The sequence below is a fragment of the Ewingella sp. AOP8-B2-18 genome (assembly GCF_052376015.1).
GTDB classification, from domain to species: Bacteria; Pseudomonadota; Gammaproteobacteria; order Enterobacterales; family Enterobacteriaceae; genus Ewingella; species Ewingella allii.
In genome coordinates, this window is sequence record NZ_JBQSVB010000003.1 from 197411 (window position 1) to 212186 (window position 14776).

Annotated in this window: 17 protein-coding genes; 3 read left to right on the forward strand and 14 right to left on the reverse strand. The window is 55.5% G+C overall.

The annotated features are described in order from the left end of the window. Positions 1–80: 80 nt before the first annotated feature. The gene (gene glsB, locus ACT3RR_RS08810) at positions 81–1007 is read left to right on the forward strand and encodes a glutaminase B (RefSeq protein WP_353503380.1); all 927 of its coding nucleotides are present in this window, start codon (positions 81–83) and stop codon (positions 1005–1007) included. Between the two features lie 26 nt (positions 1008–1033). Continuing rightward, positions 1034–1762: a YggN family protein gene (locus ACT3RR_RS08815; protein ID WP_353503379.1), complete on the forward strand. Its 729-nt coding sequence runs from the start codon at positions 1034–1036 to the stop codon at positions 1760–1762. A gap of 130 nt (positions 1763–1892) precedes the next feature. On the opposite strand, the gene ACT3RR_RS08820 is transcribed toward ACT3RR_RS08815, so the two are convergent. From ACT3RR_RS08820 to ACT3RR_RS08850, 7 genes are all read right to left on the reverse strand, one after another. Next, positions 1893–3518, reverse strand: a complete 1626-nt coding sequence (locus tag ACT3RR_RS08820) for an FMN-binding glutamate synthase family protein (protein WP_353503378.1) — start codon at positions 3516–3518, stop codon at positions 1893–1895. A gap of 124 nt (positions 3519–3642) precedes the next feature. Next, the gene (hemW, locus tag ACT3RR_RS08825) at positions 3643–4779 is read right to left on the reverse strand and encodes a radical SAM family heme chaperone HemW (RefSeq protein ID WP_353503377.1); all 1137 of its coding nucleotides are present in this window, start codon (positions 4777–4779) and stop codon (positions 3643–3645) included. Further along, on the reverse strand, positions 4772–5380 hold the full coding sequence (gene rdgB / locus ACT3RR_RS08830; RefSeq protein WP_496200131.1) for an RdgB/HAM1 family non-canonical purine NTP pyrophosphatase: 609 nt from the start codon (positions 5378–5380) through the stop codon (positions 4772–4774). Before rdgB ends, hemW begins: the two co-directional genes overlap by 8 nt. A gap of 77 nt (positions 5381–5457) precedes the next feature. After that, a complete protein-coding gene (gene yggU, locus ACT3RR_RS08835; protein ID WP_034793106.1) occupies positions 5458–5763 on the reverse strand; it encodes a DUF167 family protein YggU in 306 nt (101 codons plus the stop codon). Beyond that, positions 5748–6302, reverse strand: a complete 555-nt coding sequence (locus ACT3RR_RS08840) for a YggT family protein (RefSeq protein ID WP_034793103.1) — start codon at positions 6300–6302, stop codon at positions 5748–5750. The genes yggU and ACT3RR_RS08840 overlap by 16 nt, the downstream gene beginning before the upstream one ends. 86 nt (positions 6303–6388) lie before the next feature. After that, a complete protein-coding gene (proC, locus tag ACT3RR_RS08845) occupies positions 6389–7210 on the reverse strand; it encodes a pyrroline-5-carboxylate reductase (protein WP_496200132.1) in 822 nt (273 codons plus the stop codon). 55 nt (positions 7211–7265) lie between these two features. Next, positions 7266–7976 carry a YggS family pyridoxal phosphate-dependent enzyme gene (locus ACT3RR_RS08850; protein WP_396131377.1) on the reverse strand — a complete coding sequence of 237 codons (711 nt, stop codon included), beginning with the start codon at positions 7974–7976 and terminating at the stop codon, positions 7266–7268. 21 nt (positions 7977–7997) lie between these two features. Between ACT3RR_RS08850 and ACT3RR_RS08855 the strand changes: the two genes are divergently transcribed. Next, positions 7998–9038 carry a type IV pilus twitching motility protein PilT gene (locus tag ACT3RR_RS08855; protein ID WP_353503373.1) on the forward strand — a complete coding sequence of 347 codons (1041 nt, stop codon included), beginning with the start codon at positions 7998–8000 and terminating at the stop codon, positions 9036–9038. On the opposite strand, the gene ruvX is transcribed toward ACT3RR_RS08855, so the two are convergent. From ruvX to ACT3RR_RS08890, 7 genes are all read right to left on the reverse strand, one after another. After that, complete coding sequence (gene ruvX, locus ACT3RR_RS08860) at positions 8983–9423, reverse strand: Holliday junction resolvase RuvX (protein WP_353503372.1); 441 nt, start codon at positions 9421–9423, stop codon at positions 8983–8985. The genes ACT3RR_RS08855 and ruvX overlap by 56 nt on opposite strands. After that, complete coding sequence (locus tag ACT3RR_RS08865; protein WP_353503371.1) at positions 9423–9986, reverse strand: YqgE/AlgH family protein; 564 nt, start codon at positions 9984–9986, stop codon at positions 9423–9425. Before ACT3RR_RS08865 ends, ruvX begins: the two co-directional genes overlap by 1 nt. An 89-nt stretch (positions 9987–10075) precedes the next feature. Then, positions 10076–11026, reverse strand: a complete 951-nt coding sequence (gene gshB / locus ACT3RR_RS08870; protein ID WP_485902526.1) for a glutathione synthase — start codon at positions 11024–11026, stop codon at positions 10076–10078. A 138-nt stretch (positions 11027–11164) separates the two neighbouring features. Further along, entirely contained in the window at positions 11165–11896 is a 732-nt protein-coding gene (gene rsmE / locus ACT3RR_RS08875) for a 16S rRNA (uracil(1498)-N(3))-methyltransferase (protein ID WP_353503369.1), read from the reverse strand. Positions 11897–11941: 45 nt separating this feature from the next. Further along, a complete protein-coding gene (gene endA, locus ACT3RR_RS08880) occupies positions 11942–12646 on the reverse strand; it encodes a deoxyribonuclease I (protein ID WP_496200133.1) in 705 nt (234 codons plus the stop codon). A 115-nt stretch (positions 12647–12761) separates the two neighbouring features. After that, the gene (locus ACT3RR_RS08885; RefSeq protein WP_353503367.1) at positions 12762–13277 is read right to left on the reverse strand and encodes a SprT family zinc-dependent metalloprotease; all 516 of its coding nucleotides are present in this window, start codon (positions 13275–13277) and stop codon (positions 12762–12764) included. An 89-nt stretch (positions 13278–13366) separates the two neighbouring features. Continuing rightward, positions 13367–14761, reverse strand: a complete 1395-nt coding sequence (locus ACT3RR_RS08890; RefSeq protein WP_353503366.1) for a sugar porter family MFS transporter — start codon at positions 14759–14761, stop codon at positions 13367–13369. Positions 14762–14776 lie beyond the last annotated feature (15 nt).

Below are 14776 nucleotides of genomic sequence, written 5' to 3' on the forward strand. Positions count from 1 at the left end.
GCGAATGTTTTTGGCAGAATGAATAACGGAATTATTAAAGGTGCCTTCGGGGCACCTTTGTCATATCTGGAGTCGAGACGTTGGTAACCGAATTAGATAACCGTTTACTGGAAGATATTCTTGAGCAAGTCCGCCCGCTGATTGGTCGCGGCAAAGTGGCGGATTACATTCCGGCGCTGGCTGAAGTCAATCCTGACAATCTCGGTATTGCGGTCTGTACCACGTCTGGGGAGACGTTCAGCGCTGGCGACGCCAACGAGCGTTTTTCCATTCAGTCGATTTCCAAAGTATTAAGCCTGACGCTGGCGCTGACGCGCTATCAGGAGAGTGAAATCTGGCAGCGCGTCGGCAAAGAGCCGTCGGGCCAGCCGTTTAACTCCTTAGTTCAGCTTGAGCTGGAGCAGGGCAAGCCGCGCAATCCCTTTATCAATCCCGGCGCGCTGGTGGTGTGCGATTTACTGCAAACTCGCCTCGCCGCTCCTAAGCAACGCATGCTCGAAGTGGTCCGTCAATTGGCCGGACAGCCAGATCTCAACTACGATCGACACGTGGCGCGTTCGGAATTTGATAATTCCGACCGTAACGCAGCCATTGCCTATTTAATGAAATCTTTCGGTAATTTCGAAAACGACGTCATTACCGTGCTTCACACCTATTTTCATTATTGTGCGCTGCGCATGAGCTGTGTCGAACTGGCACGAACCTTTGCTTATTTGGCGAATAAGGGCCAGCCGCTCGACAGCGACGAGCCGCTGATTGACGCGCGACAGGCCAGACAAATCAATGCGTTAATGGTGACGAGCGGCATGTACGACGGCGCGGGGGAGTTTGCCTATCGCGTGGGGATGCCTGGCAAGTCTGGCGTCGGCGGCGGTATCATCGCCATCGTCCCAGGGGAGATGTGCATTGCAGTTTGGTCACCCGAACTTGATGCCGCAGGGAACTCTTTGGCCGGAACCGCTGCCTTAGAGAAACTGGCGCAACGAATTGGCCGTTCGATTTTTTAATTGTTTGCTGTTGGAAGGGAGAAAACATGGAATTTAAGACCGGATTGAAAATGAGCATCGCAGGGCTGTTGGCGATGACCGCATGGAGTGCGCAGGCGGACTACCAGTGTAGCGTTAATCCGCAAGATGACGTGGTGATTAAGCCGCAAACCGTGCAGGTGGTGGGCGCCAGCGGCAACTTGCTGATCACCCCGAACGGTGATGTCACGCTAAATGGCAAACAGCCGACGCTGAGCGCCAAACAGCGCCAAGAAGCGATTGATTATCAGGCCGCGCTGCGCCGCGACCTGCCGTGGATTGACCAAGGTGCCACCGCGCATCTGGAAAAAGGCCGCGTGGCGATGGATAAAGTCATCGTCGAGAAGCTGGGCAGTGACAGCAACGTGCGCAATCGCCTGACCACTCTCAACACTCAGCTTAAGCAGCAGATGAACCGCATCATCGAGCACCGCAGCGATGGCCTGACTTACCACTATAAAGCCGTGGATCAGGTGAAAGAGGATGGGCGTCGTATTCTCGAGCAGAGCATGGGCGGCGTCATGCAGGACAGCCTGAACGAAATGGGCGTCAAGCAGGCAACCAGCGGCGGCAACCCACTGCAAGCCGTGATGGGCAATCTGGGCGGCTTACAGCAGGCTGTGCAGAATGAGTGGAGCAAACAGGAGCAGGACTTCAAAAACTTCGGTGATGACGTCTGTAAACGCGTAACCTCACTCGATACCCAGCACAAGACGTTAATGGCGAGTTTGAAGTAATCGCGCCATTAATTGCGCCATCATAAATCTCTAATCCCGCCACAATCGCGCCATATTCGCCAACAAAAGTGGCGCGATTAGGGTGTGAAAGTGGCGGAATAGTGGCGCGAGTCTGCTCATCGCGCCATTCTTAACTCGCCAGCGCGATCAGCTGAGCATCAAAACTTGATGGCGTTGCCATCCGCCACATGCGGCTATAGAAGTCGCTTTCTATCTTATCTTTCAGCAGTGCGCCGGGTTCCAGATAGTAGTAGATATCCGCGTAGACCTTGATTTCCGTTGACGTGATGCGGCGCAGCATATGGTGTGACGTAAGCTGCTCTGGGCGGCTGACGCCCGCTGCGGCCAGCATCTCGGCCAATGCTTTGACGGTATTTTGGTGGAAATGGTAAACCCGCTCGGCCTTGTCCGGCACGACTAAGGCTTTCTGCCGCAGACTATCTTGAGTGGCGACGCCGGTCGGGCAGCGGTTGGTGTGGCAACTCTGCGACTGAATGCAGCCGACGGCAAACATAAAGCCGCGCGCCGAGTTCACCCAGTCCGCGCCCAGCGCCATGACGCTGGCGATATCAAAGGCGCTGATCATCTTGCCGCTGGCACCAATCTTGATTTTATTGCGCAGGTTACAGCCGGTCAGGGTGTTGTGTACAAACAGCAGCCCCTCGCGCAGCGGCATCCCCATGTAGTTCGACAGCTCGAGCGGTGCTGCGCCGGTGCCGCCTTCTTTACCATCAACCACGATAAAGTCCGGCAGGATCTTGGTTTCCAGCATGGCTTTGGCGATAGCCACGAACTCCCACGGATGGCCGATGCACAGCTTGAAGCCGACAGGTTTGCCGCCGGAGAGCTCGCGCAGCTTGGCGATGAAATGCATCATCTCACGCGGATTGCTAAACGCGCTGTGAGAAGCCGGAGAGATGCAATCCACGCCCTGCGGCACGCCGCGCGTTGCGGCGATTTCGGCATCCACTTTCTTGCCCGGCAGGATCCCGCCGTGGCCGGGTTTAGCCCCCTGACTCAGTTTTATCTCGATCATTTTGACCTGAGAGCTTTTTGCCTGACGGGCAAACTGCACCGGGTCAAACTCGCCGTTCTCCGTGCGGCAGCCGAAATAGCCGCTGCCCAGCTCCCACACTAGGTCGCCGCCGTGTTCGCGGTGGTAGCGGCTGATGCTGCCTTCGCCGGTATCGTGGTAGAAATTGCCCATTGCTGCGCCTTTGTTCAGGGCGCGAATGGCGTTAGCGGAGAGCGCGCCGAAGCTCATGGCGGAGATATTAAATACCGAGGCGGAGTAGGGCTGCTGGCAGTCCGGCCCGCCAATCTCGACGCGGAAGCTCTCCGGGTCTGACACCGGCACGGGCTGCATTGAGTGGCCGATGCACTCATAGCCGGTTTGATAGACGTCCAGCAAGGTGCCAAAAGGCTTCTCGCCCATCTCGTTTTTGGCGCGGCGATAGACAAGCGTGCGCTGGGTACGTGAGAACGGGATCTCTTCGTTATCTTCTTCCAATAAATACTGGCGCAGCTCGGGGCGAATAAATTCAATCAAAAAGCGTATGCGGCCAATCACCGGATAGTTACGGCAAATCGAGTGGCGCTTCTGCACCACGTCCCAGCAGCCAAGCAGGCTCAGCGCGGCGAAGATCAGGGTGACTATCCACATGCCTTCAATGCGTGAGAGGTAAAACAGGCTGACGAGGGTGATAAGCAGGCACAGCGTAAAGCAGGTGTAGCGGCTGAATAGAGAGACTTTCATGACAGCTCCTGTCGTTTTATCTTGCGGATGCAGTTGTCTACTGCTTAACCACAGAGTACTGACAGGAGCCGAATGTTATTTGATTGTTAGTGGCAGATTGCTTTTAGTTACATTTAATTAACTTCTATTCATCCAAAAACAGTTCCAGCAAGGAGTTGAGGAACAGCTTGCCGTGCTCGGTGATTTGCCAGTGTGAATCCGTTTCGAGCAGATAATTCTTGGCGATAGCCTCATCCAACTGCGGGCGAATGGTGGATTCGTCCAAACCGGTATAAATTGCAAACTCCTCGCGCGGCGCGGCTTCCAGCAGGCGGAAACGGTTCATAAAGAACTCAAACGGCAGCTCGGCGGTTTCCACCTGATGCTGTTTATCCATGTAGCGCCCCTGCATATAACCCCGTGGATGCTTGGTTTTCACGGTACGCAAAATCTGCCCGTCGGGTTGAGTGAGCTTGCCATGCGCGCCACAGCCAATGCCGAGGTAGTCGCCAAAACGCCAGTAGTTGAGGTTGTGCTGGCACTGATAACCTGGCTTGGCGTAGGCCGAGGTTTCATACTGCTGGTAGCCCGCGGCGGTCAGCAGCTGGTCGCCCTGCTCGAAGATATCCCACAGCGCGTCGTCGTCTGGGAGCTTTGGCGGGCGCGAAGCGAACATGGTATTAGGCTCGATGGTGAGCTGATACCAAGAGAGGTGCGGCGGATTGAGAGCAATCGCCTGTCGCAAATCGTCCAGCGCCTCTTCCAGCGTCTGATCTGGCAAACCGTGCATTAAGTCGAGGTTGAAGCTGCGCAGCCCGAGGCCAGTCGCCAGATGCGCGGCGCGTTTGGCTTCATCAGGGCCGTGAATGCGCCCCAGACGCTCCAGCTTTTGCGCACTAAAGCTTTGCACGCCAATTGAGATGCGATTGACGCCAGCGCGCTGGTAGCCGCTGAAGCGGTCTGCTTCTACCGTGCCGGGGTTGGCTTCCATGGTGATTTCAGCATCCGCCGCCAATGGCAGGCGCGCACGCACACCGTCGAGCAGGTTTTGCATCGCTTGCGCGCTGAGCAAACTTGGGGTTCCGCCGCCGATAAAAATGGTCTTCACCTCGCGGCCCGCGGTCAGATGCAGGTCAGCATCCAAGTCTGCCAGCAAGTGCGCCACATAATCGTCGTGCGGCACTTCGCCTTTCAGCGCGTGTGAATTGAAATCGCAGTACGGGCATTTCTGCACGCACCACGGGATATGGATGTAAAGACTTAGCGGCGGTAACTTACGCATTCTTCTGGGTTTTCTCTTTCATAGCGGCAAGCAGTAATTTCAGTGCCTGCCCGCGGTGGGATACCGCGCTTTTCTCTTCACGGGTCAGTTCGGCGGCGGATTTACCCAGCGCCGGAACCTGGAAGATAGGGTCATAGCCGAAGCCGCCTTTGCCCGCTTCCGCAAACAGGATTTCGCCGTCCCAGCTGCCGTGGCAGACGATGGGCGTCGGGTCTTCGGCGTGGCGCATATAAACCAGCACGCAGTGGAACTGGGCGCTGCGCTGGCCCTGCGGCACGTCTTTCAGCGTGACCAGCAGTTTATCGAGATTCTGCTGATCGCTGGCTTCTAAACCGGCGTAACGTGCCGAGTAGATGCCCGGCGCGCCGCCCAAGATATCCACGGCTAAGCCAGAATCATCGGCGATGGCAGGCAGGCCGGTGATGGCGGCGGCGTGGCGCGCTTTCAAAATGGCGTTCTCAATAAAGGTCATGCCGGTTTCCTCGGCTGACTCCACGCCAAGCTCGGTTTGAGCCACAACATCAAGGCCGAAGTCAGCTAACAGGTGGGCGAGTTCGCGCACTTTGCCGGGGTTGCCGGTCGCTAAGACTACTTTTTGCATGAGATTTTATCCTGATAAAGCGGCTTACTTACCCTTTGCGGGCGTCAGTCCGGCTTTATTGTCCTGAGAGTTAACGATTATTTTGCGAGCAACGTCGCGACTTCGGTCGGTATCTGTTGCGGATTTTCAATGCGGACTTGTTTGTGACGGCCCAATTCGCCTTTCTCAATACTGACCTGACTTTTGGCGACTTTAAACTGTTTGGCGAGGTATTTCACCAGATGCGTATTCGCTTGACCATCAACGGGCGGGGCGGTGATGGCGACTTTGAACTCGTCGCCATGCAAACCTATCAGGCCGTCGCGGCTGGCTTTCGGCTGAATAACTAGCCGTAAAACCAGTGCGTCGGCCTGCCAGCAGACCGGGTTTAGAGCAGGAACCACAGCTCACCCAGCAGATCCATACCAAGATAATTCAGCATATAGAGGATAAGGATCACCACCATCGCTGAGAAGTCGATACCGCCCATCGCGGGCAAAAAGCGGCGAATCGGCGACATTAGCGGCTCGGTCAGCTGCATCAATACATAGTCCATCGGCCCACGGCCCTGGCTGACCCAGCTCATCAGCGAGCGGATAATGATAAGCCAGAACACCAGATAGCCCGCCGACTTCACCAGCGCAATCAGGCCGAACAGCAGGTTATAAGGGCTAAGTGAAATTCCTCCGCCCTGAATCAACAGCAGCAGTGGATATTTGATAGTCATCAGCAAGAAAGCCAGCAGCAGCGAGGCGCTGTCAATCGGCCCCAGCGGCGGAATAATGCGACGCAGCGGCCCAATGATTGGCTGGGTGATTTTCACCACGAACTGTGAGAACGGATTGTAAAAATCGGTCCGCGCCCACTGCATCCAGATGCGTAATAGTAAAACCATGACATACAGGTCAATCAGGGTTTTAACCAAGAAAGTCAGCGTTAACATGCGTTACCCTTGTGTTTGCCCGGCATCGTGCGAGACGGCTCGCAGGAGCTAGGGCATCAATATTTTTATGTGTTCAGAATGATGAATTAGAACAGTTTTTCCATTTCCTGCGCGCGTTTAATGGCAGCTTGCATGGCTTGCGAAACAATTTCTGGCAACTTCTGATCGGTAAGGACTTTTAGCGCTTCGAAGGTCGTGCCGCCTTTTGAGGTGACGTTCTCGCGCAGGGTGGACAGCGGCGTGTCCGGGCTGGCGGCCACCAGTGCTGACGCGCCGCTTGCCGCTTGCTCAACCAGCATACGGGCGGTGTCGGTACTAAAACCTAAACGCTCGGCTTCGGCTTGCATCGCTTCCATAAACAGGAAGAAATAGGCCGGCGCACTGCCCGCGGCGGCGATAACGTGGTTAATACCTTCTTCGCTATCAACCCAGCACACTTTGCCGACGGCGGTCATCAGGTCGCTGGTGTAGTCGCGATCCTGCTGGCCCACGTCTTCTGGCGCATACAAACCGCTCATGCCCTGACCGACCAGCGACGGGGTATTTGGCATAATGCGCACGATCTTCAGATTGTCGCTAAGCAGCTCTTTGAAGCGCGCGACCTTCACGCCTGCGGCGATTGACAGTACCAGTTTCCCGCTAAAATCCACGTCCTTTTGCAGTGTTTTACATACATCTGCCATCAGTTGTGGTTTAACCGCCAGCACAACAACCTCGGCGTCTTTGGCGCAGCCAATATTGTCGTCGCTGCTTTTTACGCCATATTTTTCCGCCAGTGGGTCACGGTTTTTGCCCGAAGGGGCGCACACGCTGATTAAGTTTGCCGGATAGCCGCTTTCGATCAGGCCAGAAATGATGGCACCTGCCATGTTACCTGCGCCGATAAAACAGAGTTTGCGATGTTGCATGAGGCTCCTTGCTAGCTTGATGCTGGATTTTTATAGGATATGGGGATGAATGTGACTAAGCGTAGTCACGCGCACCAAATATTGCGGTACCAATTCGCACCATGGTACTGCCAGCGGCAATCGCGGCGGGCATGTCATCGGTCATCCCCATCGACAGCGTGTCGGCCTGCGGGTAGCGCTGGCGCAGGGCGTCAAAGGCTTCGCGCATCTCGGTGAACACCGCCAACTGGCGCTGATAATCGGTTTCTACAGCCGGAATGGCCATCAAGCCGCGCAAAACAAGATTGGGCATCTGGCTTATCTGTTCAGCCAAGGCATCGACTTCACTTAGCCCAATGCCAGACTTACTGGCTTCATCGCTAATGTTTACTTGAATCAATACGTTAAGCGGCGCTAAGCCTGCCGGACGCTGTTCATTTAGTCGCTGGGCAATTTTTAGACGATCGACGGTGTGGCACCAGTCGAAATTCTCAGCCACCAGACGGCTTTTATTGGATTGCAGCGGGCCGATAAAGTGCCATGTCAATGCAGGCTGATGTCCGGCAAAGTGCGCAATCTTCTCCACGCCTTCCTGAACGTAGTTTTCACCGAAGGCCAACTGCCCGGCTTCAATGGCTTTTTCGACGTCGCTCGCAGGTTTAGTTTTGCTGACTGCAAGCAGCGTAATTTCTTCCAGAGGCCGCTCGCAGCGCTTTGCAGCGGCTGCGATTTTCTCACGGACATCCTGTAGGTTCTTCCCAATAGCGTTGTGCTGACTAAGGCTCATAGTGACTCAGGAGGTTTTAAAGTGGATATCAATGGATTTGTGGAGCGTAGTGTAAAGCAAAATGCGTCAGATCTGCACCTCTGCGCCGGACATCAACCGATGTTACGCACGCAGGGAGAATTACAGCCGTTGCAGGGGACGCCCAAAATCAGTGCCGAAAACATGCGCTGGCTGAGTGACATCTGGCTGGAACCCCAGCAGTTGGAGGCGTTACAGCGAGAAGGGCAGGCCGATTGCGCCATCACTCTTGGCACGGGCCAGCGCATCAGGGTGAATTTCTTCAAACAGCTGCACGGCTTGTCAGCCGCGCTGCGCCGCGTGCCGGAGAAATGCCCGCAGCTGGAGCAGCTCCACGTGCCGCAGGTCTTAGCCGAGCTGGCAACCCAAGAGGACGGGTTGATTCTTGTCACCGGCGCTACGGGCAGTGGCAAATCCACCACCCTTGCGGCGATGATTGATTACCTTAATCGCAGCCGGGCGCGGCACGTGATCACGCTGGAAGACCCGATTGAGTTTATTCACCACAGCAAGCGTTGTCTGATTCAGCAGCGCGAGTTGGGGCGACATACGCGATCCTTTATTGAGGCGATACGCGGGGCGCTGCGTGAGGACCCGGACGTGCTGCTGCTTGGCGAATTACGCGACGCAGAAAGCATCCGTCTGGCCCTGACTGCCGCCGAAACCGGCCACTTGGTGCTGGCAACCTTGCATACGCGCAATGCCACTCAGGCCGTCGACCGGCTGGTGGATGTTTTCCCGGCGGAAGAGAAAAACTTTGTGAGAACTCAGCTGGCAGGCAGCCTGCGCGGGATTATCGCGCAAAAGTTGGTAGCCGGAAATGAGGGGAAAAGAGTGGCGCTGTTTGAAGTGCTGACCTCGACGCCAGCCGTAGCCAATTTAATTCGTGAAGGGAAGACACATCAACTGGCGGATGTTTTGCAAACCGGCGGTAAGGCCGGAATGCAAACCTTCGAGCAGAGTCGCTTGCAGCGCGTCGCTACCGGGCTTATTGCTCCGCCGCGGGTTGACTCCACTGCTTCTCAAACCAGCTTTCCAAAATGATGACGGCGGACGCGGCGTCCACGCTGCCTTTGTCTAACGCACGGAATCCGCCGCGATCGAACAGGTCGGCACGGGCTTCGACGGTGCTCAGGCGTTCGTCATGTAGCTCAACCTGAACGCCAAAACGGCCATGCAGGCGATTAGCAAACTTGCGGGCGCGGGCGGTCAGGGGCTGCTCGGTGCCGTCCATATTGAGTGGCAGGCCAACCACCACCAGATCGGGCAGCCACTCTTTCAGCAGCTTCTCAATCTTTTGCCAGTCGGGGGTGCCATCTTGGGCTTTGAAGGAGGTCAGCGGGCGAGCCGTGCCGGTGACTTCTTGACCGATAGCCAGACCGATGCTTTTGGTACCGAAGTCAAAGCCGAATACCGTGCGGTTAGCCATTATGCGTGACCTGCGTGGGTGGCGAGCTGGCTGACGTTGATACCAATCATCTTGGCCGCTTCGCGCCAGCGCTCGGCAATCGGCGTGCGGAACAGGATGTCGCTGTTGGCTTCAATGGTCAGCCACGCGTTGTCCAGCAGCTCTTTCTCCAGCTGGCCCTGCTCCCAGGCGGCGTAGCCCAGCGCGACTAAAACATCTTTCGGCTGATCGGGCGTGCCCAGAGTCTCAAGGACGTCCTTGGAGGTCGTGATCATGGTGGTGTCTGAAATCTGGATGCTGGAGCCAAATCCGGCGCGCGGCGTGTGCAGAATAAACCCGCGATCGTCAGCCAATGGGCCGCCAGAAAATACTGGGCGGTCTAAGCGGATTGCAGGATCGCGCGGTGAAGGCGTTATCTCTAATTTATCGAGGACGTTTTCGACGGTGAAATCTTCCACCAGTTTATTAATCACCAGACCCATTGCGCCGTCTTCGTTATGTTCGCAAACATAAACGACCGAACGCTTGAACGTGGGTTCATCCAGTCCGGGCATGGCAATAAGGAAGTGATGTTGTAAGTTCATGGTATGTAAGATTTAACCTTCTAAAATAAGCGCCATGGCGTAGGAGTACGCCATGGCTTAGGTATGACATTAAAGCAGAATGGCTGAAATTAGCGATTTGCCAAACGCTTTTCGATAGCGTCCATCAGCATTCCGGTAACGGAAATCGGGAATGCGGCTTCAATTTCACGGGCGCAGGTCGGGCTGGTCACGTTAATTTCCGTCAGGCGGTCACCAATGATGTCCAGACCGACGAAAATCAAACCTTTCTCTTTGAGGATTGGCGCGACTTTGCGAGCAATGGCCCAATCGCTTTCGCTTAACGGACGGGCTTCGCCACGGCCACCGGCGGCCAGATTCCCACGGGTTTCGCCCTGAGCCGGGATACGCGCCAGGCAGTAAGGCACAGGTTCGCCGTCGACCACCAAGACGCGTTTGTCACCGTCTTTGATGGCCGGCAGGTAGTTTTGCGCCATGCAGAAGCGGCTGCCGTGTTCGGTCAGTGTTTCAATGATAACCGAGACGTTGGCGTCTTCTGGTTTCAGACGGAAGATTGACGCGCCGCCCATGCCGTCCAGCGGCTTGAGGATCACGTCAGTGTGCTCTTTATGGAAAGCTTTGAGTTGTGCCGCATTGCGGGTCACCAGCGTGTCTGGCGTCAGCTCTGGGAACCACGCGGTAAACAGCTTCTCGTTGCAGTCACGCAGGCTCTGCGGTTTGTTCACAATAAGCGTGCCTTTCTCTTCAGCGCGCTCAAGGATGTAAGTGGCGTAGATAAATTCGGTATCAAACGGCGGATCTTTACGCATCAGGATCACGTCCAGATCTTGCAGCGCGATGTCCTGCTCTGAGCCGAACTCATACCAATTGTCGTAGTCCTGTTTCACGCTCAGCTTACGGGTCAGAGCACGTCCTTCACCGCCGCGCAGATACAGAGAGTCCATCTCCATATAGTGCAGTTCATAACCGCGACTTTGTGCTTCCAGCAGCATGCCGAAGCTGGTGTCTTTTTTGATATTAATGGACGAAATTGGGTCCATTACGATGCCAAGCTTGATCATGGGTATTCTCCGACACGTTTGGGTCTGTGTGACTTGCCATTTAATCTGGCTGCGATTTTTTGCGTAATAGGACAGTGATGAAGCCCGAACTTAGCGAATTTGTCTATGCCCCTGATGCTTCAAGCGCATAGACCTCGCTTAACCTAAGTCGCCGAAGCGAACTTGCAAAGCGGTGATTGCGGTCAGCGCCGTGGTTTCCGTGCGCAGCACGCGCGGCCCGAGCAAGATATCTGTGAAGCCGTAGCCGCCGGTCATGGCGATCTCTTCGGCGGACAAACCGCCCTCCGGGCCAATCAGCAGGCGGACATTATCCACCGGCAGCGGCAGCGTATTGATGCTGTGGCTGGCGCGCGGGTGCAGATTGAGCTTCAGGCTATTGTCCTGCTCGGCGCACCAGGCTTCTAGCTGCATGGCTTCGCGAATTTCTGGAATACGGTTGCGGCCACACTGCTCGCAGGCCGCGATGGCAATTTTCTGCCACTGCTGGAGCTTCTTCTCCAGCCGCTCGCCGTCGAGTTTAACGCCACAACGCTCTGAAAACAGCGGAGTGATGGTGTTCACGCCCAGCTCGATAGATTTCTGAATGGTGAACTCCATCTTTTCGCCGCGCGAGATAACCTGCCCGAGATGTAAATTCAGCGGAGATTCATTATCGGCCAGCACGCCTGCTCCGACGCTCACGCGAACGCTCTTCTTATCAACGTGGGTGATCGTGGCTTCAAAGGTCTGGTTGCTGCCATCAAACAGCTGAATAGTCTGCCCCGGCTGCATACGCAATACGCGGCCAGTGTGGTTTGCCGCATCTTCGCTAAGCGCAATGTCGCTGTGGTCGATAATAGGTTGCGGGTGAAAAATGCGAGGTATGCGCATGTCGGGCTGCTGTCCTTAAAGTCTTCAGTAAGTGGGTATCTTAGGTTAGCCCTTTTGCTGCATGCAAGCCTGCTGCACGTAAGGATTATGATTTCCCTGTACTTGTGCAATGCGATTATCGCGTAAGCATTCCCACGAGGTCACCGGATACTGCTTGTTCCACGCGGTAAATAGCTGAGTCTGCTGGCGCGATAAGTTGAGCTGGTAGCGATCGCGCATATAAAAATAGGTGCGGGCAATGGCACCACGGGCGCGGGCTGGCGGCTCGGCGGCCTTGGCTTTGAAATCCACCTTCATCTCGCAGCGACCGTATTGGCCTTCGCCACCGTTCCACTGGCTGTACATAAAGTTATTGCGGTCGCCATTCACCTCGCCAATCGCCGGTTGCAGGTTATGCAGGTCAGTTTCAATTTGGCGATAGCCCGCGTCTTTCGCGCAGCTTTTGCGCCCGCCGTCCTGCCAGCACTGGCGTAAGTGGCCGAATTGCCAAGCTGGCATCACGTGCTCCCACTCAATGCGTTCCGCACGAGACAGATTCTTGCGTGGCTGATAGCCGCAGGATTTCAGGTCTGGCGTGCCTTTCTTACCTTTCCAATTGATGTCGCACCCGCAGTAAAAGGTCGGCGCGCCCTGATTGATCTTCACCGCCTCGGCCTTGGCCTGGCTGAAGTTGTTAATGCCTTTGCTGATGGCGAGAAAAGGGAAAAATGCGGCGATGAGCCCCAGTGAGGCAATGAATTTGCGAGACATATTTATGATTAACCTGGTGTGCAAAGCAATCTGATGCGAAAGGCGGGCAGGGTACCCAAAGCTGGCGGGGCTGACAATCAGGAAATGCTGATTTTATTGTTTAATAATCAAACGATTAACCCGATCCTTTGACGTGAAATCGTAGCAGTTCGCCACAGTGGCGACAGCGATATTCCGACTCTTTGCGCATGACGCGGTTGTGGCGTCTGACCGTCAACTGGTGCTCCTGACAGGCGCAGAGATAAGGGTAGGTTTTGCTTTGAACCGAGGCCGTTTCGAACTTATGGGTGCGACTGGCGGAAACGCCGAGCACCTGCTCCATCATCCAGCGCCACTCTTTGCCGTGGGGCGCGGCGGCGCGGCCAAAACGCCGGTAAACCAACAGGTGCGCCAGCTCGTGCGGCACCACTTCGTCAATAAACGGCTGCTGGTTTTCAATCAGTAAGATTGGGTTGAGGCGGATTTGCCAGTGTTGCAGGTAGGCACTGCCCGCACTGGTTCCACGCTGCTGATAGCTGATTTCTGGCTCTGAATAGTCAGTACCGAAATAGGCGTTAGCGAGCTGGAGTTTTTCCCGCAGGCAGCGCATAACGGCTTGTTGCAGGGCGATAGGGAGGCGTGGGTTTTTCATCAGGCGAAGAATAAATCGCGGCGCGGGGAGATGCAAACAGTTAGTGAAAGCTCCCCCCAACGGGCGGGAGGAGCCGTTTTATGACTTATTTATTTACCGATGTCGCGCAGTGCTTCGCCTTTCATCAGATTGCGTTCGATGTGTTCCAGAGAAACGTTTTTCGTTTCAGGAATCAACGCAATGGTGATGAAGATGAACACCACGTTCAGCGCGGCGTAGACCCAGAAGGTATTGGCGTTGCCGAGGCTGTCCAGCATGGTCAGGAAGGTGGCACCGACAATCATGTTGGCAATCCAGTTGGTGGCGGTGGACACGGTGATACCAAAATCACGACCGCGCAGCGGCTGGATTTCAGAACACAGTACCCAAATCAGCGGACCGGCGCTCATCGCAAAACCGACGATAAACATCAGCAACATGGCGATGGAGAAGTACTTCGCCGCGTCGGATTCTACGCCGATATGCAGCATGGTGCCGAGAATACCCATACCCAGCGCCATCACCAGGAAGCCCAGTTTCAGCGTAGGTTTACGCCCCCAGCGGTCAACCAGACCAATGGCGATAAAGGTGGCGAGAACGTTAACCAAACCGACGATCACCGTGCCCCACATCTGCTGAGACGTGCTGGCAAAGCCCGCGATCCCGAAGATTTTTGGCGCGTAGTACATGATGACGTTCATCCCGGTGAACTGCTGCATCACCTGCAACAGGATGCCGAGGAACACCGCGCGGCGGAAGTTCTTGTTACTGGTGAACAGGCCCCAGCCACTCTGTTTGATCTTCAGGCTTTCGCGGATTTCATCCAGCTCGTTTTTCGCTTGAGCACTGCTATCACGCAGTCTTTCCAGCACGCGTCGCGCCTTGTTGTCATCGCCACGCGCCGCCAGCCAGCGTGGGCTATCCGGCAGGAAGAACACGCCAATCAACAGCAGCAGGGCAGGAATGGTGATCACACCCAGCATCCAGCGCCATGCGCCGGTGTAGCTGAAGGCGGTGTCAGACAGGTAGGCTGCCAAGATACCGATGGTGATCATCAACTGGTACATGGAAATCATGCTGCCGCGGATTTTCTCTGGCGCGATTTCTGACAGATAAATTGGCGCGGTGTAGGAGGCAATACCCACTGCAAGACCCAATAATACGCGTGCGACGATCAGCACTTCGGTATTAGGCGCGAAGGCAGAGCACAGGGAGCCGACCACGAACAGCACGGCGCCAATCATCAGGCTGAATTTACGCCCAAGGCGGAAGTTCAGCCAGCCACTGCCGATAGCACCCACGGCTGCACCAAACATCATCGAGCTGACCACCCATTCTTGCTGGTGGCTGGTGATTTGGAATTCATGACTGATGAAGGGAAGAGCGCCAGCGATGACCCCGATATCAAGGCCGAACAGCAGCCCCGCTAGTGCAGCGAGAAAACAGACAAAGAAGGTCACGCTTTTATTCGAGCGTTTCCCTTTGCTAGACGTTGAGTTACTCATACTGCCTCCGAAAGA